The organism is Paenibacillus sp. 01T442, from assembly GCF_056398345.1.
In genome coordinates, this window is record NZ_JBFTPF010000003.1 from 157,933 (window position 1) to 178,722 (window position 20,790).

Below are 20,790 nucleotides of genomic sequence, written 5' to 3' on the forward strand. Positions count from 1 at the left end.
GCACCCCTCCTCGAATCGTGGAGGTGAGGTGCTTATCCGGGTTGCCATGAAAGCTAAGAGATTATTATATTAACGTAACGTTGCTCCTGTTGCTTGTTGGGTTTTTGCGTTTCTCAATGAGTCTGTTTACAGCGTCTAGGTAAGCCTTCGCGCTAGCTTCCAGAATATCAGTTGAAATACCGCGCCCTTGAACGGAAATCGTGTCCTGTTTCAGAACAACATGAACTTCACCAAGCGCATCTTTCCCGTGGGAAACGGATTTGATGGAATAGTCGTCAAGCTCCACGTTTTCCTTCGTCGCTTTATCAATCGCGTTGTAAATCGCGTCAACGGAACCGTTACCTACCGCGCTCTCAGTTACTTCGCTGCCATCTTGGAAGCGAACGTGAACTGTCGCGGTTGGTGTCATTTGGTTGCCGTAGGCAACTTGAAGCGTACCAAGCGCGAAAATTTCCGGTGTCTCGATCAATTTTTCTTCGATCAAAGCACGAATATCTTCGTCTTCTACTTGCTTCTTGCGATCCGCCAAATCCTTAAACTTGGCAAAAGCCACGTTTACTTGCTCGTCGCCGAGCTCGTAGCCGAGATCAATCAACTTCTCACGGAATGCGTGGCGACCGGAGTGTTTGCCCATAACGAGCTTACTTTCCTTCACGCCGATTGTTTCCGGAGACATAATCTCGTACGTTGTTTTCTCTTTGAGCATGCCATCCTGATGGATGCCGGACTCATGCGCGAAGGCGTTAGCGCCAACAATCGCCTTGTTGCCTGGAACCACCATGCCAGTCAGCTTGCTGACTAGACGGCTGGTGCGGTAGATCTCGTTCAACACAAGCGAAGTCTTCGCTTGGTAGAAGTCTTGGCGTGTTTCCAGCGCCATGACAACTTCCTCGATCGAGGTGTTCCCTGCGCGCTCACCAATTCCATTGATTGTGCCTTCGATTTGATCGGCACCATTCAGAACAGCAGCGAGCGCGTTCGCAGTCGCCATGCCTAAGTCGTCATGGCAGTGCGCGCTCAATTGAATTTTCTCAATGCCTGGGACTGTTTCTTTCAGCATTTTGAAAATATTACCATAGTCATACGGTGTCATATAACCGACTGTATCTGGAATATTCACGACAGAAGCGCCAGCGCGAATCGCCATGCTTGTTACTTCCGCGATAAAGTCCAGCTCCGTACGTCCTGCATCTTCGAGTGAGAACTCAATTTTGCTGAAATACTTCTTCGCATATTTAATCGCAGCTTCAGCCGTTTCCAGCACTTGGTGCTTCTCCATACGCAGCTTATGCTGACGGTGAATCGGAGACGTAGCAAGGAAAAGATGAATGCATGGATCTTGTGCACCTTGAAGGGCTTCACGCACAGCCTCGATATCATTCTCTCTTGCACGGGACAAGCCGATAACAGAAGCGTTCTTAATCGCTCTAGCGACCGCATTCACACCAGCCAAGTCCCCAGGGGATGCCGCAGGAAAACCAGCCTCCATACGATCCACACCAAGCTTCTCTAGCTGCAAGGCGATCTCAACCTTCTCCTGAGTGTTCAGGTTCACACCTGGTGACTGCTCACCATCACGAAGGGTTGTATCAAAAATGTAAATTTTACGCACCGTGTCACCTCCTAAAAGTTTTCGATAGAAAACTTGCTTCGCAAGCATTTGCTAAGATATTTTTTCTAAGTCGTTATAGTATTCACAGGGAGCAATTGGGAAATTCTCCTCAATCACTCCCTGTGGAATGTATAGCCTATAAAATTCAATAATGCCTAAGATTATTTTTTGATCCAGTGCATCATTTCACGCAATTGTCCGCCAACAACCTCGATTGGGTGTTGAGCTTCGTTACGACGCGTTGCGTTCATGAAAGCGAAGTTGGATTGGTTTTCCAAGATGAAATCGCGAGCGAATTTACCTTGTTGGATGTCGGAAAGAACTTCTTTCATCGCTTTTTTCGTTTCAGCAGTGATGATACGAGGACCTGTTACATAGTCACCGTACTCAGCTGTGTTGGAGATGGAACTACGCATGGAAGCAAGTCCACCTTCGTACATCATATCAACGATCAATTTCAATTCGTGCAAGCACTCGAAGTAAGCCATTTCTGGTGCATAACCCGCTTCAACCAATGTTTCGAAACCAGCTTTAACTAGCTCAGAAGCACCGCCACAAAGAACTGCTTGCTCACCGAACAAATCAGTTTCTGTTTCTTCACGGAAAGAAGTTTCGATAACGCCTGCACGTGTACAGCCAATACCTTTTGCATATGCAAGACCGATTGCTTTTGCATTGCCAGTCGCATCTTTCTCGATTGCGATCAAGCCAGGTACACCAAAGCCTTCAACGTACGTACGACGTACCATGTGACCAGGGGATTTAGGAGCTACCAAGAATACATCTGTACCTTCAGGAGCAACGATTTGTCCGAAATGGATGTTAAATCCGTGGGAGAACATGATAGCTGCGCCTTTTTTCATGTTCGGTTGAATGGACTCACGGTAAACGCGAGCTTGTGTTTCATCCGGCATTAGAATTTGGATAACATCAGCGCGACGTGCTGCTTCTTCTACAGATACAACTTCGAAACCATCGTTTTTAGCTGCGTTCCATGAACGGCCTTCACGAAGTCCGATAATAACGTTCAACCCGCTGTCACGCAAGTTTTGTGCTTGTGCGTGCCCTTGGGAACCATAACCAACAACCGCAATCGTTTTACCTTTAAGTACCGCTAAGTCTGCATCTTTTTCATAGTAAGTAGTAACTGCCATTCGAATAAATCCTCCTTTGATATAATGAATCCGTTTTGTCTACCCCTTGAGTGGGTGTTTCAACGATTTACCGTGGTACTTCGCTGAAACCCCCACTCAAGGAGATGTAATTGCTGGTAGAACACTTGGTTTTTCTTGGTAAAAATTATTTAACCGAACCGCGAATCATCGCAGTAACGCCCGTACGGGAAAGCTCACGAATGCCATAAGGACGAAGTAATTCGACCATAGCATCTATTTTATCTGAATCTCCAACAACTTGCACGATCAATGAAGCTGGACCAATATCAACAACTGCCGCGCGGAACGTTTCAACAATTCCTAGAATTTCAGGACGCATAAGCGGTTCAGCATTTACTTTAATTAGTGCGAGTTCTCTAGCTACCATTGGGTTGGAGCTCAAGTCCACAACCTTGATAACGTCGATCAACTTGTACAATTGCTTGGAGATTTGCTCCAATGTGTTATCATCACCCGTGGTTACGATAACCATCCGGGAAAGTCCGTTTTCCTCGGACTCTCCTACAGTGATGCTCTCAATGTTAAAGCCACGGCGTCCAAACAAACCAGAAACACGTTGCAGGACACCAGGCTGATTGTTTACGAGTACGGAAACTGTATGTTTAGTTGTCATTCCGAATCCCCCATTAACATGTCACTAATTGTATCGCCMGCTTTAACCATTGGGAACACGTTCTCGCCCTTTGGTACGACGAAATCAATAACGACAGGCCCCGGTGTATCGAGGGCTTCCTGCCATACTCTTCTCGCTTCTTCTTTCGTCGTTGCGCGCAAGCCTTTTACGCCGTAAGCTTCTGCAAGCTTCACGAAATCAGGGCTTCCTGCCAAGTCGATGTGACTATAGCGATTCTCATAAATGATTTCTTGCCATTGGCGAACCATCCCAAGCACTTGGTTGTTGATAATAACAACTTTAACCGGAATGTTGTTGATCGCACAGATCGCAAGTTCTTGCGCACACATCTGAACGCCGCCGTCTCCATTGATGGAAACAACTAGTTTATCAGGGTTCCCCATTTGAGCGCCGATCGCCGAAGGGAATCCGAAGCCCATCGTTCCAAGTCCACCTGATGTTACGAGGGAACGAGGGTTTTTGAATTTATAGAACTGCGCAGCCCACATTTGATGCTGACCAACGTCCGTTGTAATGATCGCTTCACCTTTGGTTGTTTCGCTAATCATTTCAATAACGTATTGCGGTTTAAGCTCAGTTTCGGTTTCGCCGTATTTCAACGGGAACTTCTCTTTGCTTTCTTGCAGCTCAGCGATCCATGCAGCGTTATTCGCAGGCTTCGCTTTCGTATTCGCATACTCCAGAACGGCTTTCACATCACCAACGCATGGGATATCCGTCTTCACGTTCTTGCCGATTTCAGCTGGATCTACGTCGATATGAGCGATTACTTTTACCTTTGGAGCAAAACCATTCAAATTCATCGTCACCCGATCATCGAATCGGGAACCGATAGAAATCAATAGATCTGCATTCTGGATCGCTGTATTCGCTGTAAACGTTCCATGCATCCCTGGCATACCGAGCCATAGCTCGTGTGCACTTGGGAAGCCGCTTAAGCCGAGCAAAGTCGTGGCTACTGGGATCCGTGTTTTATTAACAAATTCGATCAATTCATTGGAAGCATCCGCATAAACAACGCCGCCCCCTGCAATGATTACTGGACGTTCAGCCTCTTCGATGGCTTTGATCAGCTTATCAACTTGCAGCTTATTCGGTTGTACCGTAGGGTTGTAACCACGAATGCTTACATCCTTTGCAGCCTTAAATATCGTTTTATGAGCGGAGACATCCTTTGGTATGTCAATGAGAACCGGGCCCTTACGTCCTGAGTTCGCAATATGGAATGCTTCGTGAATGATACGCGGCAAGTCATTAACGTCTCTTACCAAGTAGCTGTGCTTCGTAATCGGCATTGTAATACCTGTAATGTCAGCCTCTTGGAAAGCATCCGTACCGATGAAGTTCGTTGCAACGTTACCTGTAATAACTACTAGAGGAACAGAATCCATATATGCTGTAGCGATACCTGTGACTAGATTCGTAGCCCCCGGTCCGGAAGTTGCGATACATACGCCAACTTTGCCAGTTGAACGAGCGTAGCCGTCAGCTGCGTGAATTGCGCCTTGCTCATGTCTAGTCAACAAGTGATTGAAATCATCAAAACCATGCATCGCATCATAGATGTACAATACAGCGCCGCCTGGATATCCAAAGACGCAGTCCACACCCTCCAGCAATAAGCTTCTTAGCAAAATCTCGGAGCCTGTAATCAGGTCTGGCTGCGTCAGCTTCTCAATTAGTTCTTCTTTAGAGCGTTTTGGTTCAGTTTGAACATTCATTGTGATCCTCCTCTCGAAAAGTCAATTCGTGTTATCGTCTACCATGCCATGAAAATAAGAAAAACCCCTATCATCCCGGACACGCACAAAACGTGTTCAACGGGACGAAAGGGGTTTAAGCTTCCGTGGTACCACCCAAATTTGCTATATGCCTCACAGCACATAACCTTAGCAGGAATGTTCATGAACGAACATTACCCTCAGCACGATAACGTGTGCTCTTCCGGTTCTCCCTACTACGTGCGAACAATCCACATGTTTCAGGAAAACAGCTCCGAGGTGACTTCGTACGTAAGGGATTAAGGCGATGGTTTCAGCAAGTCCAACGCTCTCTGCGCATAAGTGCCCTTATTACTTCTTCCTCTTCATAGCGATTCATTCATATGCTTCACCATATCAAATATGATTAAAGATTATTATATGCATCTGAAAGCCAATAGTCAATAGGTAGATCGAATAAAACAATGGAAAGTGAGAGAAGATAATACCAATTCTATGGAAAGTTCTGAGGAGGCCTACAATGAAAACGTCTCTGCAAGTCCCTTTCCCCATGACCACAAGCTTACAAGACAATGTTAACTGGGTGCTGCAAAAATTAGGACAAAGCTCGGATGTCCACTATCGTCCGCTCCAAGTTGGCATCTATCCCGATACGAACAGCATCGCTTTATTTTACATAGAAGGACTTGCCAATTACGACATCTTAAATGAACATATCTCTAAGCCGCTTCAAGCGACTCATGAGAATGAATCCTTCTGGCAGCAGGATGTATGCGTCCATGATTTGTTGTGCCAAGCAATTACACTCAGCGATCTATGCTTTAGTTCAGAAGGCAATGATGCTATCGCTGCACTACTCGGAGGCAACACCGTACTCATCGTAGACGGCTATAACGAAGCCATTATTGCAGGAACAGCAGGTGGGGAAAGAAGATCCATTGAGGAACCGCAAACACAAACCGTTGTCAGGGGGCCTAAAGAAGGCTTCACAGAGGACATTCGAACGAATACTTCTTTATTACGAAGAAAAATTAGATCACCTGATTTACGGTTCATTTCCATGCGTATCGGCCGATTTACCCAAACCGAAGTCGTACTTACGTATTTGGAGGGCATCGCTAACCCGGTTGTCGTTAAAGAAGCTTTGAGGCGATTAGAAAAAATCGATACCGATAGCATTCTCGAAAGCGGCTATATCGAAGAATATATCGAGGATGTCACCTACTCCCCTTTTCCAACCATTATGAACTCAGAAAGACCAGATGCGGTAGCAGCAGRTCTCTTGGAGGGACAAATTGCCATACTCGTGGACGGGACACCTTTTGTCTTGCAGGCACCGGTTACGTTTTTTCGGTTTTTACAGTCTAGTGAGGATTACTATCAACGTTTCGATATTGCGACGTTCATCCGTTTCATTCGGTATATGTCCTTCTTCGTCTCCATGTTGCTACCGTCTCTATATATTGCGATTACAACATTTCACCAGGAAATGCTTCCGACTACTCTGCTCATCAGCTTAGCTGCGCAGCGTGAAGGCGTTCCTTTTCCGGCGATTGTCGAGGCTTTTCTGATGGAAATTACGTTCGAGGTGCTTCGTGAAGCTGGTGTCCGCATGCCTCGTGTCATCGGTTCGGCCATCTCTATTGTTGGAGCTCTCGTGCTAGGACAGGCCTCTGTACAGGCGGGCTTAGTATCTGCAGCTATGGTCATTATCGTTTCGTTTACTGCGATCTCCAACTTCGTGACGCCTGCGCTGAATATGGCAGTAGCCGCACGATTGATACGATTTGGATTAATGCTTCTGGCGGGTACGTTCGGCTTATTCGGTATTTTGACAGGCTGTATGGCCATTCTTATTCATTTGGTCTCTCTTCGCTCCTTTGGTGTCCCCTATTTAACACCAGTGGCGCCTATGGTTCTCAGCAGACTAAATGATACCTTCATACGTATTCCTAGATGGTTAACGTTCCAGCGCCCGCTTAGCAAAGGGAATAGAACGAGACAAACCCGTTATGACAAGCCTTCTCCGCCTAAGGAAGATCAGTAGTAACTAGAAAGAAAGATATCCTGAGGGAGGTTATCGATCGACATGCGTAAACGTATTATGCGATATGTGATTGTTATCTCCCTCTGTTTGCTGCTGACGGGTTGCTGGGATCGGAGAGAACTAAATCAGTTGGCCATTACCTCCGCAACCGCCCTTGACTGGGACGGAAAGGAATGGACGGTTTCCTATCAGGTTGTTATTCCACAATCTATTGCAAACCCTAACACCGGCGGCAGTCCTGGCCAGCAGGCACCCGTTATGGTTTTCTCGACGAGCGGGGGGACGATTCGGGGTGCTGTACAGAAATCCAGTCGAGAAATGCCGCGTTCGCTTTTTTTCGCACACAATCGCGTCATTGTCATCGGTGAACAAGCCGCAAAACAAGGCATTTCACAATTATTGGATGTCTACTTGCGCAACTCAGATTCACGTGAAACGGTAAGCGTCTTGGTCACTGGCGGCGAAGGCAGAAAAATCCTTGAACAAATCATCCCCCTGGAAAAAGTTCCAGGAGCCGCTATCAAAAATATGATCCGCAACGAGGAGAACAACAGTTCAAATTACAACCAACTTATGCTGTATCAAATGATGATGAGCATGAGCAGCGACTCCCCTTTCACCCTAATTCCCGAAATCATAATCTCCGGGAAAGGAGAGAACACCTCGATTGCTGAGCTTAAGAATACCTCCTTCACCAACAAGTTGCGGTTGGGGAGAATGTCCATCTTCAAAAAAGATAAGCTCATTGGCTGGTTTACACCTGATGAAGAATATGGGATTAGTTGGATTCGAAATTCGATTAGTCGAACTACCTTATATTTTGGGTGTAAGGAGGACAAAAAGGATTACAAGGCCGCACTGCGCATTACGCATAGCAAGAGTAAGACGAAGCCCCTTCTATCCAATGACGGACATTTAATTATGCGTGTTGATGTCCAGGCTTCTGGCACCCTCGAAGAAAACGGCTGTCCGAATGATCCGACGCAGCCAGCAGATTTACAAACACTGGAGCAAGCTGCAAGCACCGAAATCACGAAGTTGATCACGGATGCTGTCCATTCCGCTATTCAGAAAAATGCAGATGTCTTCCTATTTGCAGATACGATTCATAAGCATCATCCGAAGATCTGGAAACAGGTTAAACCCATTTGGGATGAACAGTTTGCTAATCTGCAATTGGAAGCGAATGTGAATGTGAAAATCTCACGAATTGGTATGAGCGGCAAATCCTTCTTGGAGATAACCAATGAAAGCAGTGAGTGATTACTAGCGAAAGGAGGCTTCGCCAATGCCTGTTCAGATAACGAAATATCAGCTTTTTGTGATGATTATTCTCTTCGAAATCGGAAGTACACCGCTATTTGCATTAGGCAGTTCGGCGAAGCAGGACTCCTGGCTTGCCATGCTGGCTGCTGCGGTGGCCGGCTTCTTGCTCTTGCTCCTATTTCTTGCGATCCAAAGAAGGGCACCTGACCAAGATTTAATGGGACTGCTGAAAATCAGTTTCGGTACATGGATTGGCACCTGTATAGGGGTCACTTTTGCCATTTATTTTGCTTATGAGTCTATGAGAAATGTACGTGATTTCGGTGAAATCTCGAATCTCACCTTACTTAGCACAACACCTAAATACGTGACAATGTTCATCATTCTGCTATTAGCTTTCTATACCATCATCATGGGTGTGGATACCCTATTCCGAATGACAGAAGCACTTCTGCCAGTTGTCGTCATTAGCTATGGCTTCCTTATTTGTCTCATTAGCATTGCAGGGCTCATCCATCTCGACAATGTGCTTCCTGTTCTGGAGAATGGCTTAGCCCCAGTCCTGAAGGCCGCATTTCCGGATATTGTGTCCTTTCCTTTTGGACAGACCGTTATCTTTTTTATGATTTGGCATTTGTTTCCCGATCAACAAAAATTAAAGAAGCTCAGTCTCATCGCCTATAGCACGGTAGCCCTATTTTTAATTGCCATGAACGTGCTCAATATAACCATTTTAGGTACGACGCTCGTCGCCAACGCTACGTTGCCTTTTTTACAGACTGTGCAACTCATCGAGGTGGGAGACATCTTAGAACGCTTAGACGTGATGGTCACTTTACTGCTGTTTCTAGGCTTATTTGTGAAAATGACGACATTCTACTGGGGAGCAGTATATGCACTCACACATTTGTTTCCAGCTATTCATAAGCGTTACTGGCTTATGCTAGTGGGCCTGCTTATCTTTATCTCATCTTTTCTTGAATCGAACTATACCACCCACGTATGGCTTGGACTAAAGTTTAGCGTGAAAATTTACCCTTTGTTTCAAGTCTTGATCCCGATTGTTATGTTTATTGTGATGTTGGTACGTAGGATTTCTGTTAGGCAGCCCCCTGCTTCAGACGTGTAATTTCTCATATAGGAAAATAAAAGAGCCTGCCCCCTGATGGGGACAAGCTCTTAAGCACATCGCTTACGCGTTTACTTTCGCTTTTGCAGCTGTTGCCAAATCGTTGAACGCTTTGGAATCATTCACAGCTAGGTCAGCCAAGATTTTACGGTTAACTTCGATACCAGCCAATTTAAGGCCGTGCATCAATTTGCTGTAGCTCAAGCCGTTTTGACGAGCGCCTGCATTGATACGAGTAATCCAAAGTCTACGGAAGTTACGTTTTGTTTGACGACGGTCACGGTATGCATATACCAATGACTTCATTACTTGCTCTTTAGCTGTTTTAAATAAACGGTGTTTGGAACCGAAATAACCTTTTGCTAATTTCAAAATTTTCTTACGACGGTGAGCGCGAATAAATCCGCCCTTGACTCTTGCCATTGTGAACTACCTCCTGGGATATATAAATGATGTTCGAATTTTATGCTGCGTTACAATTAACCTTTGATAAGGGACAGTTGTTGTTGCAAACGACGTACATCGCCAGGAGCCATTGTTGGGTTCGTGGACAATACGCGTTTTTGCTTGGATGATTTACCAGAAAGCAAGTGGTTCTTACCTTGTTTGTATCTCATCACTTTGCCTGTGCCAGTGATTTTGAAACGGCCTTTCAGGCTGCTGTGTGTTTTCATTTTCGGCATGTTGTTGTTCCTCCTAATTTAGTATACTCGCCTAAGTTGTCGCTTTTGGCGTTAAGATCATGATCATGCTTCTTCCCTCAAGCTTAGGAGCACGCTCCTGCGAGGAGATTTCAGCAGTTTCTGTAGCAAGGCGCTCAAGCACTTTGCGACCAATCTCCGAGTGTGCAATTTCACGACCACGGAAACGAACGCTAGCTTTAACTTTATCGCCTTCACCAAGAAACTTAACTGCGTTGCGAAGCTTCGTTTGGAAGTCATGTTCATCGATCGTCGCACTCAGGCGAATTTCTTTGATATCCACAATCTTCTGATTCTTACGTGCTTCTTTTTCTTTCTTCTGCGTTTCATAACGGAACTTGCCGTAATCCATAATGCGGCAGACAGGCGGCTTCGCCGTCGGTGCAACGTTTACTAAATCAAGGTTCGCGTCAAGTGCAATTTGAAGAGCTTCGCGAATTGGTGTTATACCAAGTTGTTCTCCGTCCGCCCCAATAAGGCGTACTTCCTTCACACGAATCTCGTCATTAATCATATGGTCTTTGCTAATCGTGTTCCACCTCCATAAAGTATGTAACTCTCTTCCAAATATAAAAAAGATGCGGGCACAGTGGGCCCACATCTTCATCAATAACAGGTTTAAGACAAACCTATTGAATATACATGATGATTCATTCAAACCAGCCAACGTTACGTTAGTCAGGTGAGAAGCGGGCGCTTCTGCTTTACTTGAAACATATTATCATCTCATTCTAGAAAAGTCAACTCACTTGTTTACTTTTCATTTCATCCAACCGGATGACACGCGTATGCTCGGTGTGACTCCATTGTTTGTTGTTTTGCGTGAAGAACGCATAGAACGTAATTGGCCACCAAGACAGCATGAAAATTGGGTAAAGCAACAAATATTTGTACGTCTTCTTATGAGCCTTCTCTATCAACATAGACATCGGAAGCAACACGTAGATCGCCAAGCTAAGTGAATTGATGACAACCGGATTGACATGCACCAGAGCTGAGTCAGCCGTCCCGTGCGATGTCATGGACTGAATCCAAAGCATAACGGTTAATATGGCACCAAAGAAGAAATTGTATACATTCGCCGAATAGATCGCCGCGTCAATTTTCATCCAGCTTCCTGTCTTAATCCCTTGCCATAGCAATGGGAAGAAGAAGCGTTTGGCTACTTCAAAGTGTCCTTGCATCCAACGTAAACGCTGTTTAGCAGAAGCGTTGAAGGATAGCGGTTTCTCATCGTAAACACGCGTATCATAGTTGAATGTAGGTTTGATTCCCATTTGAACACATCGCATTGAAAATTCAAGATCCTCAACCAAGCTCGTTGCGCGCCAGCCAATTTCCTTTAACAAATTGGAGTCGAAGCACATGCCCGTACCGCCAAGGAAATTGGCTAGTCCCAGGTTGGATCTAGGGGTTTGAACAAAACGGTTCGCGTAGAAGTACGAAATAGCGAAAGACCCCGTAATCCATGAATCATTCGGATTCTTGGTATCTAGGTAAGCTTGAATCACGCGGGAGCCTGAACACAGATCATTATTCATGTGAATCAAATAATCTGGACTAACTAGGTTATCCGCATCAAACATCACGATGCCATCGTACTGACGCTCACGCTTCCATAACTCTTTGAGCATCCATTCAATCGCATACCCTTTTCCTCTAAGGTTCGGGTTATGGCGCTCCATCGCATACACCCCGTGGTGACGGGCAATGTCAGCCGTGTTATCCGTGCAGTTGTCACAAATCACGAAGATGTCATAAAGCTCTCGCGGATAATCTAAGGTCTTCAGGTTCTCAATTAAAGCTCCGACGACTTGTTCCTCATTATGAGCCGCAACCAATACTGCAAACGATTTCTGTGGAGCAAACATCTTTTTGTTTTTGGGACGATACCAACCAAAAAACGTTAAAAACAACTGATACGCACCGATCAAAGCCAAAAAGACTTGAACGGAAAGCATAATCTTGTCTAGCATGAAGCAAAGTCCCCCTTTTTTTGTGCACGTCAGCTATCTTTTTGTATGCCTAGTGCGTTTATGTACAGGTCATTCATGTTAACAAACTAACGGTGAAACAATCGTTTCTGATTTTCCTCTCTTTCCCCCTGTTTGTCAAAGTCTGCAAACTTCGAAAAAGCGTCAGTTCTTTGATTTTTGGGAGGTTCGCACACACCGAATAGAGCATGCGCTTGAAATCAGGTCGAAAATGTCTTGTTTTCATCGTTTTTCATATATTGTGTACCAAAAGTTCACCATTTAGACGAACACTGTCTTTTCTATCTGGTGACGTCCTTATTATAAATTACTCAGCTATTCGCTGACAACTTTTGCTTAAATACCCTGTTAATGGATAGCTTTACAGACCTTAAAAACATTCGCATAACAAAGTCTGTAAGAGTCCGTCGTTCACAATTAGGACATATCAAGCCTTAGTTGTGGCGGCATATCCGCTCCAAATTTCGGAAACACTAGCCATACATATTACGAACTTAGCTGGGGCAGGTTGAAGATAATTGCCATCCTACCATACAAATGTTAACGCCAGATTAGTGCAACATTAATTTGAATTTATGAATATTTATCATCCAGTTAATCCTCCTCTAATAAACACATCGTATGATAAAGGTAGCGAGCAGCATTTCCAAGTTTAGAAGGAGGCGGTTACTCATGAGCAGCAAAGTTGTCCATTGGCTTCAAGATCATGAAACACGTCTATTCCACTTCGTCAATCAACGGATCCAACATCATTTTCTGGATCAATTCTTTACGAAGATCACCCATTTGGGCGGTGCCACAGCATCCATTATGATCTCTTTATGCTTGGCCTTTTTTGGGCAAGGTTCGCTGCGTATAGCTGGACTTCAAGCCCTGTTGGCTTTAACCATCAGCCATATTCCTGTTGCTATTATGAAAAAGAGATATCCTAGACTTCGCCCTTATCTTGTCCTTCCTCAAACCATTACACATAAAAACCCTCTGACGGATCACTCGTTTCCCTCTGGGCATACCACGGCTATTTTCTCGGTAATCATCCCTTGCGTGAATGCTTTCCCCATGCTAGGACTCTTACTAATCCCTCTTGCCTTAGTTGTCGGTATGTCGCGGATGTACTTAGGACTCCATTATCCATCGGATTGTATCGTAGGTTGCTTGATTGGAACGACGGTATCGGTAGTGACAGTCGCATTCTGGGGGTAAAACATGGAACATGTATCGCGAAAAAGAAGAGTGCTCATCCTATCAGAAGGCTTCGGTGCCGGCCATACGCAAGCTGCATTCGCACTAGCCAGCAGCTTAGAACAGCGCTGCTCTACGATCGAAACGCGTGTTGTGGAGCTCGGCTCCTTCCTACATCCCACGCTGGCACCTTGGATTCTCGGCGCTTATAAGAAAACCATTGCTGTACAGCCTAAATTGTACGGTCGGTTGTACCGTGCTCAATATCAAAAATCGCTTAATCCGTTGACGCAGCTCGCCCTCCATCGCATTTTTTATGCACAAACGGCAGCTATGATCAGGCATTGGGCGCCGCAAGCCATCGTATGTACGCATCCTTTCCCCAGCGTCGTTGTTTCACGATTGAAAAGAGCAGGCTTGCATATCCCCTTATGCACCGTTATCACCGACTACGATGTTCATGGGACATGGGTCAGCCGTGAGGTGAATAAATACATGGTGTCTTCCGAAGATGTTAAACATAAGCTCATCATTCATGGCATCGCGGCCGCGCATGTCGAAATTACGGGAATCCCGGTGCATCCCAGTTTCAGAGAAGTCCATGATCGAACTTTAATTCGACAGCAATTCAATCTCTCAGCGAGGCCAACTGTATTGGTTATGGGTGGAGGTTGGGGACTTATCGGCGGCGATTCATTGAGCGAGCATTTACTGACATGGAGAGACCAAATTCAGTTTATTTTCTGCTTAGGAAATAACCACAAGGCCATTGCGAAACTCGCGGCAGATCCGCGATATCAGCATCCCCATATTCACCTGCTCGGATTTACACAAGAGATTGGCAAGTTGATGGAAGTCTCCGACCTGCTCGTTACGAAGCCTGGGGGAATGACGTGTTCAGAAGGACTGGCCAAATCGATTCCCATGTTATTCTATGATCCCCTTCCAGGCCAAGAGGAAGAAAACGTACATTATTTTACTAGACATGGCTTCGGAGAATCGATCCAGTCAGCTGATACGATCTCGCATTGGTTGTCCATGCTGGCTAGCCGCTATGCGGATGTGCAGGCCAAGCGCGTTTCCAATCAACATAAGAAGAGTCACCTGCCCGTGGGTGATGGTTCAGAAGTCATTCTCCAACTGTTAGGATGAAAAACAGACTATCCTTGCTGCTCATTGGCAACATGGATAGTCTGTTTTTGTTAGAAACTTATTCGGCTGATTCTTTCGATTCAGCTGCTAAGGCGGATGCAGCGGCTTCCTTCAACTGCTCTTGATGTGATGACAATGCCTCTTGTCCGATCACAACTTCAAGGCGGTGAATATTCATGCCTTGTCCTGCGAATTTCGTTTCGTACTCCGTCATCACATGATCCGGATGAATGCCATCCACGTGAAGATTCAGCGAAATATTGCGCATTCTTAGTCCCATATCCGCAAAAGAATTCAATGAAAATTCGAATAAGGATTGCGAATCGGTTTTCAAATGAATTTCGCCCTTGGCGTTCAGAATTTGTTGATATTTGGCAACAAAACCTGGATGCGTTAGACGTCTGCGCGCATGCTTCTTCTTCGGCCATGGATCACTAAAATTCAAATACACGCGCTCTAGCTCACCTTCAGCAAATGCTTCTTCAATATGCTCGATATTGAACAACATCAGCCTTAAGTTTGGAATGCTAAGCACCGCATCTTCTTCATTTTCCACGGTAATTTCATGTGCAACCTTAGCTTTCTCACTTGCCTTGCGAATCAATTCATCATACATATCCACACCAATGAAATTGATATTCGGATATTTCTTGCTCATTTCACTAATAAAGCGCCCTTTGCCCATACCTAGCTCGGCATGAATCGGGTTATTGTTTCCGAACAACTCGGACCATTTGCCCTTATAATCTTTGGCATTTAATACAACGAGTTCTTTTTGACGCTCTATATCTTCTCTGATACCTTTTCTGCCCCGTAAACGCATTCTTCATTTGCCTCCCACACGTACATGCTTTCGAATACAAATCATAGACGATTCTATAAAAAAAATCAAAACTTTCCTCTAGTAGATGAATGGAAGAATGAAAGAAAACACCCTCCAAATGGAAGGTGCTTCGCTCTTAGAAGATATTTATTTGTAGCTTTCGTCTCTTCTACTGTTATTGCTTCGGAGTCCCGCTAAGCCCAATAAACCTACTAGACCTAACCAACCCCAATTACTGCCTTTATTAGTCGTTGTTGCATAAGCGCGATAAGAATTACCCTTAGTGCTTGGTGATGCAGTTGATACGCTTTTCGTACTCATTCTATCAACCATGTTTGCGCTGCGATCGACACCCCGCTCAAGCGCATTGGCTCCGCGTTCGACACCTCTCTCAACCGCGTTTGCCCCTCTCTCAACTGGATTCGTTCCATATCCATTCATATGGTCCATAACGCCAGTGCCTCTCCCGGTTGTTCCATAGCCAGAATACGTGTTCGGGGTCGTTAGAGTCCCATTATAGACGCCGTTCGTTCCATTCCCGCTAAAGTTGTTGACGCCTGTTCCAAGCCCCATTCCTGGGGAAGTAGCATCATAGTTGCTTCCTGTATACCCCGTTGATGTCGTAGTCCCCGTTGATGTCGTTGTCCCCGTTGTCCCTGTCCCCAATGTCCCAATTGGTGATCCCGTTCCGACCGCATTTCCAGTGTCCATTTGAGTTGCCTGAACACCTGCTGCTCCCATACTTAAAGCTGTTGTCAATGCTACCGCCAAAGTTATCGTGCGAAACTTTTTCATGTAGTTCATTTCCCCTCTCAGCTCGAAATTGTGGTGCAAAGTTATCATGCTCGTAGTTGAGTGGTTTTATCGGGGAACTTGTTGGAAAGGCAGGGGTCGCTTTCATGTGTAAATTTCGCTACAATATAGGTTGAAGAAAGCGAAGCAACGAAAGAAAGGATACATGTCCTATGTCTACAATGATTCAGGAATCACCTCTGCTTTGGGGAGATAAACGTTTCCATACATGGAATTATGAAATGCGCGAGAATCTAGGCGGTAAAGTATTCAAAGTCATGCTCGATGCTGGTTTCACATGTCCGAATCGCGATGGCAAAATTGCAACAGGCGGATGCACCTTCTGCAGTGCACGTGGATCAGGAGATTTCGCAGGAAGTCGCCGCGACGATCTTGTCACACAATTCAACAAAATCCGTGATCTTCAGCATCAAAAATGGCCCGAAGCCAACTATATTGGCTATTTCCAAGCTTACACGAATACCTATGCGCCCGTTGAAGAGCTGCGGGAATATTATGAAGAGATTTTGAAGCAGCCTGGTGTCGTCGGCTTGTCTATCGCCACGCGGCCAGATTGCTTGCCAGATGATGTCATTGACTATCTAGCTGAATTGAATCAGCGCACCTATTTATGGGTGGAAATGGGTCTACAAACCGTCCATGAGTCCACTTCCGTGCTCATCAATCGCGCCCATGATACCCAATGTTATCTAGATGCTGTAGCCAAATTGCGCAAACATAATATTCGCGTGTGTGCACACATTATTTATGGCTTACCTGGAGAAACCCATGAGATGATGCTGGATACAGGGAAAGCTGTCGCTCAGATGGATGTACAAGGTATCAAGATCCATCTTTTGCATCTCATGCGCAAAACACCCATGGTGAAACAATATGAAGCTGGTTTATTGCAGTTCTTGGAGAAAGATGAGTATGTGAAGCTGATCGTTGATACTTTGGAAATATTGCCGCCAGAGATGATTGTTCATCGACTCACTGGAGATGCCCCGCGGGATCTGCTGATCGGACCAATGTGGAGTCTTAAGAAGTGGGAAGTGTTGAACGCTTTTGATAAATTGCTGACGGAGCGAAATACATGGCAAGGGAAGTATTGGGCTGGGAAAGAAAGTGTTGAAGGCGTTACTGCACACTAGTTATGGATGAAATACTGCGGGAAAAACAGCCCAGCTCCCAACGCGCGGTGGCTGTCAAACCCGTGAGTTGGTGGAACGGAAACTAAGCCAATTTCTGTACAAATAGCGTACTCTCGTTCCTTATTTCCTGGGAAATTGTCGAGAAATGCGTTAGTAAGCAAACATTGGAGGCACTCTACACATGGGATTTGTTTCAGTTCTGAGTTATGTACACCAACTAATCGGACAACGTGTCGGGCCTGGTGATACCGTTATTGATGCCACGCTTGGCACTGGCGTAGACGCCTTGTTCATGGCGAAGCTCGTAGGCGCTCGCGGCAGCGTCTACGGCTTCGATATCCAGCAGGCTGCGCTGGATCAAACGCAGCAGCGTCTGGCGAGAGAGCTGCCAGACGCCCGAGTAACCATGAGCTTATGCAGCCATGCGCTCATGGAAGCGGCGGTGCCGCAAGACCGCCACGGCAAGGTAGCCGCGGTCACCTTCAACCTCGGCTACCTGCCGGGAGCCGATACAGCCATTATCACAGAGCAGGCATCGACGATTCCTGCTCTTGAAGCTGCCCTCCGCCTGCTGCGCAAAGGCGGAATTGTGACCATCGTACTGTACAGCGGGCACGATGGCGGGTCTGAAGAAGCCGCAGCAGTCGAACGCTGGGCGGAGAGCTTGCCGCTCGCAGCGTTTCAAGTGCTGCGGTATCAATTTGCCAATCGCAGCGCCTCCGCGCCGTATCTCTTGGCTCTAGAAAAACGGTAGTCGCATGATATAATGCTAGAGTGGAATAAATGACAGATTGCTAGAATAGACTAGGAGAAAGTAGGGATTGTTTTGAAATCATACCCGCTGCAATTTCAACCTGAAATGAAAGAACGTGTTTGGGGAGGCAGAACCCTCGAACGATTCGGCTTTGTGCTGCCAGAAGGCGCGATCGGTGAAGGCTGGATGATCGGCGATCACCCAAACGGAACGACGAAAGTTATCAACGGCGAATTAGCTGGCTTAGGTCTGGACGAAATTCGTGAGAAATACGGCAAAACGCTGTTCGGCTCAAAAGGATTTTCCGAGAAAAATGGCCGTTTTCCACTATTGATTAAACTGCTGGATTGTGAAGACGATCTATCCGTACAAGTTCATCCCAATGATCATTACGAGAACCTCGCGGCTGGTGAACTTGGCAAAACAGAAATGTGGTATATTCTCGATGCTAAGCCAGGCGCCAAAATTATATATGGCATGAAAGAAGGCGTAACACGGGAAAGTCTTGCAGAAGCGATTGCGGAGAACCGCATTATGGATTGCTTACAAGAAGTTCCTGTCGAAGCCGGAGACTCCTTCTACATACCTGCTGGTACCGTTCACGCGTTAGGTGCGGGTGTGCTCGTAGCAGAAATTCAACAAAACTCGGACACAACGTACCGTTTGTATGATTACAACCGTCCAGGCTTAGATGGCAAAATGCGTGAGCTGCACATCGAGGATTCCCTCAATGTCATCGCGTATGAAGGATCAGGCTCCACGCGTATGAAGACGGATTTGGCGGAAGCCGGAACTTGGCTGACGCTCGCGTCCTCTCCTTTTTTCACCGTGGAAAAAGGTCTTGTAGGACCGCAATGGGAGCTCACAACTACGCCAGACAGCTTCGTTATTCTTGTCATCGCGGATGGCAACGGGACACTGCAATGGTCAGATGGTCAAATTGCGACAAAGCCTGGTGATTGTTTCTTGCTTCCAGCTGATCTGGGCAACTACTCACTTGAGGGCAACATGACAGTGATTCGCAGCTACTTACCATAAATTTCGTAAGCTAAAATGAAAAAAGCTCTCTGATAGCAGCCGTGGTTGACGGGCACTGTCAGAGAGCTTTTTATTTATCGCTGCTAACCTTCTTCCGAAAGGCTGCTTTCTTTGAGGATGACGTCATGTGCTCCGCCTTCAACTAGGCTGGTTGCGGATACGAGAGCAATTCTCGCATTAGCTTTCAGCTCGTCCAGCGTTAAGGAACCACAGTTGCACATGGTAGATTTGATTTTACMGAGCGTCTTGTCCAAGTTCTCTTGCAGACTTCCCGCATAAGGAACGTAGGAATCCACGCCTTCTTCGAACAAAAGCTTGCTTTTGCCGCCTGTATCATAACGCTGCCAGTTACGGGCACGATTGGAGCCTTCGCCCCAGTATTCTTTCACGAAGTTGTTACCCACTTTAAGTTTTCTTGTCGGGCTCTCATCGAAACGAGCAAAATATCTGCCCAGCATAACGAAGTCAGCACCCATCGCCAAAGCAAGGGTCACGTGGTAGTCATGTACGATACCACCATCGGAACAGATCGGGATATACGTACCTGTTTCTCTGAAGTATTCATCTCTCGCTTCAACAACCTCCATCACAGAGGAAGCTTGACCGCGGCCAATACCCTTTTGTTCCCGGGTAATACAGATGGAACCGCCGCCGATACCCACTTTAATAAAGTCAGCACCTGACTCTACAAGATACCGGAATCCTTCACGATCAACAACGTTACCGGCACCAATTTTCACATCAAAATTCTGTTTCACATACTGCACAGTCTCATGCTGCCATTCGCTGTAACCGTCTGAGGAATCGATCACGAGAATATCTACACCCGCTTCAACAAGCGCAGGAACTCTCTCCGTATAATCCTTCGTATTGATCCCAGCGCCGACAATGTAACTCTTATTCTTATCAAGCAGTTCCATTGGGTTCTCTTTGTGCTCATCATAATCTTTGCGGAAAACGAGCGTATCCAGATTCCCATTGTCATCCACAATCGGTAAGCAGTTCAGCTTATGATCCCAGATTAGGTTGTTCGCTTCCGAAAGCGAAATACCGGATGTACCGTAAATTAATTTCTCGAAAGGTGTCATGAATTCCGAAATTTTACGATCTAGCGGATCGCGGCTCTTGCGGTAGTCACGGCCGGTTACGATCCCCAGCAATTTTCCATTCGCTGTGCCATCATCGGTGATCGCAACGGTTGAGTGCCCTGTCTCTTCTTTCAAAGCTAGCACATCACTAAGTGACTGCCCAGGTTTCAGGTTGGAGCGACTCACGACGAAACCAGCCTTGTACCCTTTTACCTTGCGCACCATCAGTGCTTGCTCTTCAATTGACTGAGAGCCAAAAATGAACGAAATCCCGCCACTACGCGCCAATGCAATAGCCATTCCATCATCGGATACGGCTTGCATGACAGCAGAAGAAAACGGGATATTCAGGGAGATGGCTGGCTCCTCACCCTTATTAAACTTGACTAACGGAGTCTTCAGCTTAACATTTGCCGGTGTACAATCCTTCGTCGTTAGATTAGGAATCAACAGAAACTCACTAAACGTACGCGATGGTTCCATATAATACGTAGCCACTTTACATTTCCTCCTAAATATAGGGATTTT

19 protein-coding genes and 1 other annotated feature are annotated in these 20,790 nt (G+C 46.0%); of the genes, 8 read left to right on the forward strand and 11 right to left on the reverse strand.

The features are described 5' to 3' along the window. Positions 1-64 precede the first annotated feature (64 nt). The 4 genes from AC1DLM_RS04810 to ilvB all read right to left on the reverse strand — a co-directional run bounded on the left by AC1DLM_RS04810 (position 65) and on the right by ilvB (position 5,142). The gene (locus tag AC1DLM_RS04810) at positions 65-1,612 is read right to left on the reverse strand and encodes a 2-isopropylmalate synthase (RefSeq protein WP_441988890.1); all 1,548 of its coding nucleotides are present in this window, start codon (positions 1,610-1,612) and stop codon (positions 65-67) included. 161 nt (positions 1,613-1,773) lie between these two features. Next, positions 1,774-2,766 carry a ketol-acid reductoisomerase gene (gene ilvC, locus AC1DLM_RS04815; RefSeq protein ID WP_056609110.1) on the reverse strand — a complete coding sequence of 331 codons (993 nt, stop codon included), beginning with the start codon at positions 2,764-2,766 and terminating at the stop codon, positions 1,774-1,776. A 145-nt stretch (positions 2,767-2,911) separates the two neighbouring features. Continuing rightward, positions 2,912-3,400 (reverse strand): acetolactate synthase small subunit, encoded by a 489-nt coding sequence (gene ilvN, locus AC1DLM_RS04820; RefSeq protein WP_171631212.1) that lies wholly within the window; start codon positions 3,398-3,400, stop codon positions 2,912-2,914. Then, positions 3,397-5,142, reverse strand: a complete 1,746-nt coding sequence (gene ilvB, locus AC1DLM_RS04825) for a biosynthetic-type acetolactate synthase large subunit (RefSeq protein WP_477569284.1) — start codon at positions 5,140-5,142, stop codon at positions 3,397-3,399. The genes ilvN and ilvB overlap by 4 nt, the downstream gene beginning before the upstream one ends. A gap of 520 nt (positions 5,143-5,662) precedes the next feature. Here ilvB and AC1DLM_RS04830 point away from each other — a divergent pair. The 3 genes from AC1DLM_RS04830 to AC1DLM_RS04840 are packed head-to-tail and all read left to right on the forward strand — an operon-like array spanning position 5,663 to position 9,584. Beyond that, positions 5,663-7,189 carry a spore germination protein gene (locus tag AC1DLM_RS04830; RefSeq protein ID WP_477569285.1) on the forward strand — a complete coding sequence of 509 codons (1,527 nt, stop codon included), beginning with the start codon at positions 5,663-5,665 and terminating at the stop codon, positions 7,187-7,189. A gap of 42 nt (positions 7,190-7,231) precedes the next feature. Beyond that, positions 7,232-8,452, forward strand: coding sequence for a Ger(x)C family spore germination protein (locus AC1DLM_RS04835; RefSeq protein ID WP_441988887.1), 1,221 nt, complete (start codon positions 7,232-7,234; stop codon positions 8,450-8,452). A gap of 25 nt (positions 8,453-8,477) precedes the next feature. After that, the gene (locus AC1DLM_RS04840; protein WP_441988886.1) at positions 8,478-9,584 is read left to right on the forward strand and encodes a GerAB/ArcD/ProY family transporter; all 1,107 of its coding nucleotides are present in this window, start codon (positions 8,478-8,480) and stop codon (positions 9,582-9,584) included. Between the two features lie 63 nt (positions 9,585-9,647). Here the strand turns inward: AC1DLM_RS04840 and rplT are convergent, their stop codons facing one another. From rplT to AC1DLM_RS04860, 4 genes are all read right to left on the reverse strand, one after another. Then, a complete protein-coding gene (rplT, locus tag AC1DLM_RS04845; RefSeq protein WP_028553998.1) occupies positions 9,648-10,007 on the reverse strand; it encodes a 50S ribosomal protein L20 in 360 nt (119 codons plus the stop codon). Between the two features lie 56 nt (positions 10,008-10,063). Next, on the reverse strand, positions 10,064-10,267 hold the full coding sequence (gene rpmI / locus AC1DLM_RS04850) for a 50S ribosomal protein L35 (RefSeq protein WP_028553997.1): 204 nt from the start codon (positions 10,265-10,267) through the stop codon (positions 10,064-10,066). A gap of 31 nt (positions 10,268-10,298) precedes the next feature. Further along, positions 10,299-10,799 (reverse strand): translation initiation factor IF-3, encoded by a 501-nt coding sequence (gene infC, locus AC1DLM_RS04855; RefSeq protein WP_056609101.1) that lies wholly within the window; start codon positions 10,797-10,799, stop codon positions 10,299-10,301. Between the two features lie 52 nt (positions 10,800-10,851). After that, positions 10,852-10,996: a sequence feature (ribosomal protein L20 leader region), on the reverse strand. Between the two features lie 29 nt (positions 10,997-11,025). After that, positions 11,026-12,261: a glycosyltransferase family 2 protein gene (locus AC1DLM_RS04860; RefSeq protein WP_477569286.1), complete on the reverse strand. Its 1,236-nt coding sequence runs from the start codon at positions 12,259-12,261 to the stop codon at positions 11,026-11,028. A gap of 690 nt (positions 12,262-12,951) precedes the next feature. On the opposite strand from AC1DLM_RS04860, the gene AC1DLM_RS04865 reads away from it, so the two are divergent. Together AC1DLM_RS04865 and AC1DLM_RS04870 are read left to right on the forward strand one after the other, a co-directional pair. Next, positions 12,952-13,482, forward strand: a complete 531-nt coding sequence (locus AC1DLM_RS04865; RefSeq protein ID WP_441988884.1) for a phosphatase PAP2 family protein — start codon at positions 12,952-12,954, stop codon at positions 13,480-13,482. A gap of 3 nt (positions 13,483-13,485) precedes the next feature. Beyond that, the gene (locus AC1DLM_RS04870) at positions 13,486-14,613 is read left to right on the forward strand and encodes an MGDG synthase family glycosyltransferase (protein ID WP_477569287.1); all 1,128 of its coding nucleotides are present in this window, start codon (positions 13,486-13,488) and stop codon (positions 14,611-14,613) included. A gap of 58 nt (positions 14,614-14,671) precedes the next feature. On the opposite strand, the gene trmB is transcribed toward AC1DLM_RS04870, so the two are convergent. Together trmB and AC1DLM_RS04880 are read right to left on the reverse strand one after the other, a co-directional pair. Beyond that, positions 14,672-15,436, reverse strand: a complete 765-nt coding sequence (trmB, locus tag AC1DLM_RS04875; protein ID WP_171631203.1) for a tRNA (guanosine(46)-N7)-methyltransferase TrmB — start codon at positions 15,434-15,436, stop codon at positions 14,672-14,674. Positions 15,437-15,583: 147 nt separating this feature from the next. Next, positions 15,584-16,231, reverse strand: a complete 648-nt coding sequence (locus AC1DLM_RS04880) for a WGxxGxxG family protein (RefSeq protein WP_477569288.1) — start codon at positions 16,229-16,231, stop codon at positions 15,584-15,586. Between the two features lie 170 nt (positions 16,232-16,401). On the opposite strand from AC1DLM_RS04880, the gene mnmL reads away from it, so the two are divergent. From mnmL to AC1DLM_RS04895, 3 genes are all read left to right on the forward strand, one after another. Then, a complete protein-coding gene (mnmL, locus tag AC1DLM_RS04885) occupies positions 16,402-17,382 on the forward strand; it encodes a tRNA modification radical SAM protein MnmL/YtqA (RefSeq protein ID WP_477569289.1) in 981 nt (326 codons plus the stop codon). A 181-nt stretch (positions 17,383-17,563) separates the two neighbouring features. Further along, complete coding sequence (gene mnmM, locus AC1DLM_RS04890; RefSeq protein WP_441988880.1) at positions 17,564-18,136, forward strand: tRNA 5-(aminomethyl)-2-thiouridylate-methyltransferase MnmM; 573 nt, start codon at positions 17,564-17,566, stop codon at positions 18,134-18,136. 72 nt (positions 18,137-18,208) lie between these two features. After that, on the forward strand, positions 18,209-19,174 hold the full coding sequence (locus tag AC1DLM_RS04895; RefSeq protein ID WP_441988879.1) for a type I phosphomannose isomerase catalytic subunit: 966 nt from the start codon (positions 18,209-18,211) through the stop codon (positions 19,172-19,174). An 83-nt stretch (positions 19,175-19,257) separates the two neighbouring features. On the opposite strand, the gene AC1DLM_RS04900 is transcribed toward AC1DLM_RS04895, so the two are convergent. Continuing rightward, positions 19,258-20,760, reverse strand: a complete 1,503-nt coding sequence (locus AC1DLM_RS04900) for an IMP dehydrogenase (RefSeq protein ID WP_477569290.1) — start codon at positions 20,758-20,760, stop codon at positions 19,258-19,260. Positions 20,761-20,790: the final 30 nt, after the last annotated feature.

Excerpts from the sequence above, each read along its gene's own strand:
- ilvC (WP_056609110.1), bottom strand. The coding sequence starts at position 2,766 with ATGGCAGTTACTACTTACTATGAAAAAGATGCAGACTTAGCGGTACTT.
- ilvN (WP_171631212.1), bottom strand. The coding sequence starts at position 3,400 with ATGACAACTAAACATACAGTTTCCGTACTCGTAAACAATCAGCCTGGT.
- AC1DLM_RS04835 (WP_441988887.1), top strand. The coding sequence starts at position 7,232 with ATGCGTAAACGTATTATGCGATATGTGATTGTTATCTCCCTCTGTTTG.
- AC1DLM_RS04840 (WP_441988886.1), top strand. The coding sequence starts at position 8,478 with ATGCCTGTTCAGATAACGAAATATCAGCTTTTTGTGATGATTATTCTC.
- rplT (WP_028553998.1), bottom strand. The coding sequence starts at position 10,007 with ATGGCAAGAGTCAAGGGCGGATTTATTCGCGCTCACCGTCGTAAGAAA.
- rpmI (WP_028553997.1), bottom strand. The coding sequence starts at position 10,267 with ATGCCGAAAATGAAAACACACAGCAGCCTGAAAGGCCGTTTCAAAATC.
- infC (WP_056609101.1), bottom strand. The coding sequence starts at position 10,799 with ATGATTAATGACGAGATTCGTGTGAAGGAAGTACGCCTTATTGGGGCG.
- AC1DLM_RS04860 (WP_477569286.1), bottom strand. The coding sequence starts at position 12,261 with ATGCTAGACAAGATTATGCTTTCCGTTCAAGTCTTTTTGGCTTTGATC.
- AC1DLM_RS04865 (WP_441988884.1), top strand. The coding sequence starts at position 12,952 with ATGAGCAGCAAAGTTGTCCATTGGCTTCAAGATCATGAAACACGTCTA.
- AC1DLM_RS04870 (WP_477569287.1), top strand. The coding sequence starts at position 13,486 with ATGGAACATGTATCGCGAAAAAGAAGAGTGCTCATCCTATCAGAAGGC.
- trmB (WP_171631203.1), bottom strand. The coding sequence starts at position 15,436 with ATGCGTTTACGGGGCAGAAAAGGTATCAGAGAAGATATAGAGCGTCAA.
- AC1DLM_RS04880 (WP_477569288.1), bottom strand. The coding sequence starts at position 16,231 with ATGAAAAAGTTTCGCACGATAACTTTGGCGGTAGCATTGACAACAGCT.
- mnmL (WP_477569289.1), top strand. The coding sequence starts at position 16,402 with ATGTCTACAATGATTCAGGAATCACCTCTGCTTTGGGGAGATAAACGT.
- mnmM (WP_441988880.1), top strand. The coding sequence starts at position 17,564 with ATGGGATTTGTTTCAGTTCTGAGTTATGTACACCAACTAATCGGACAA.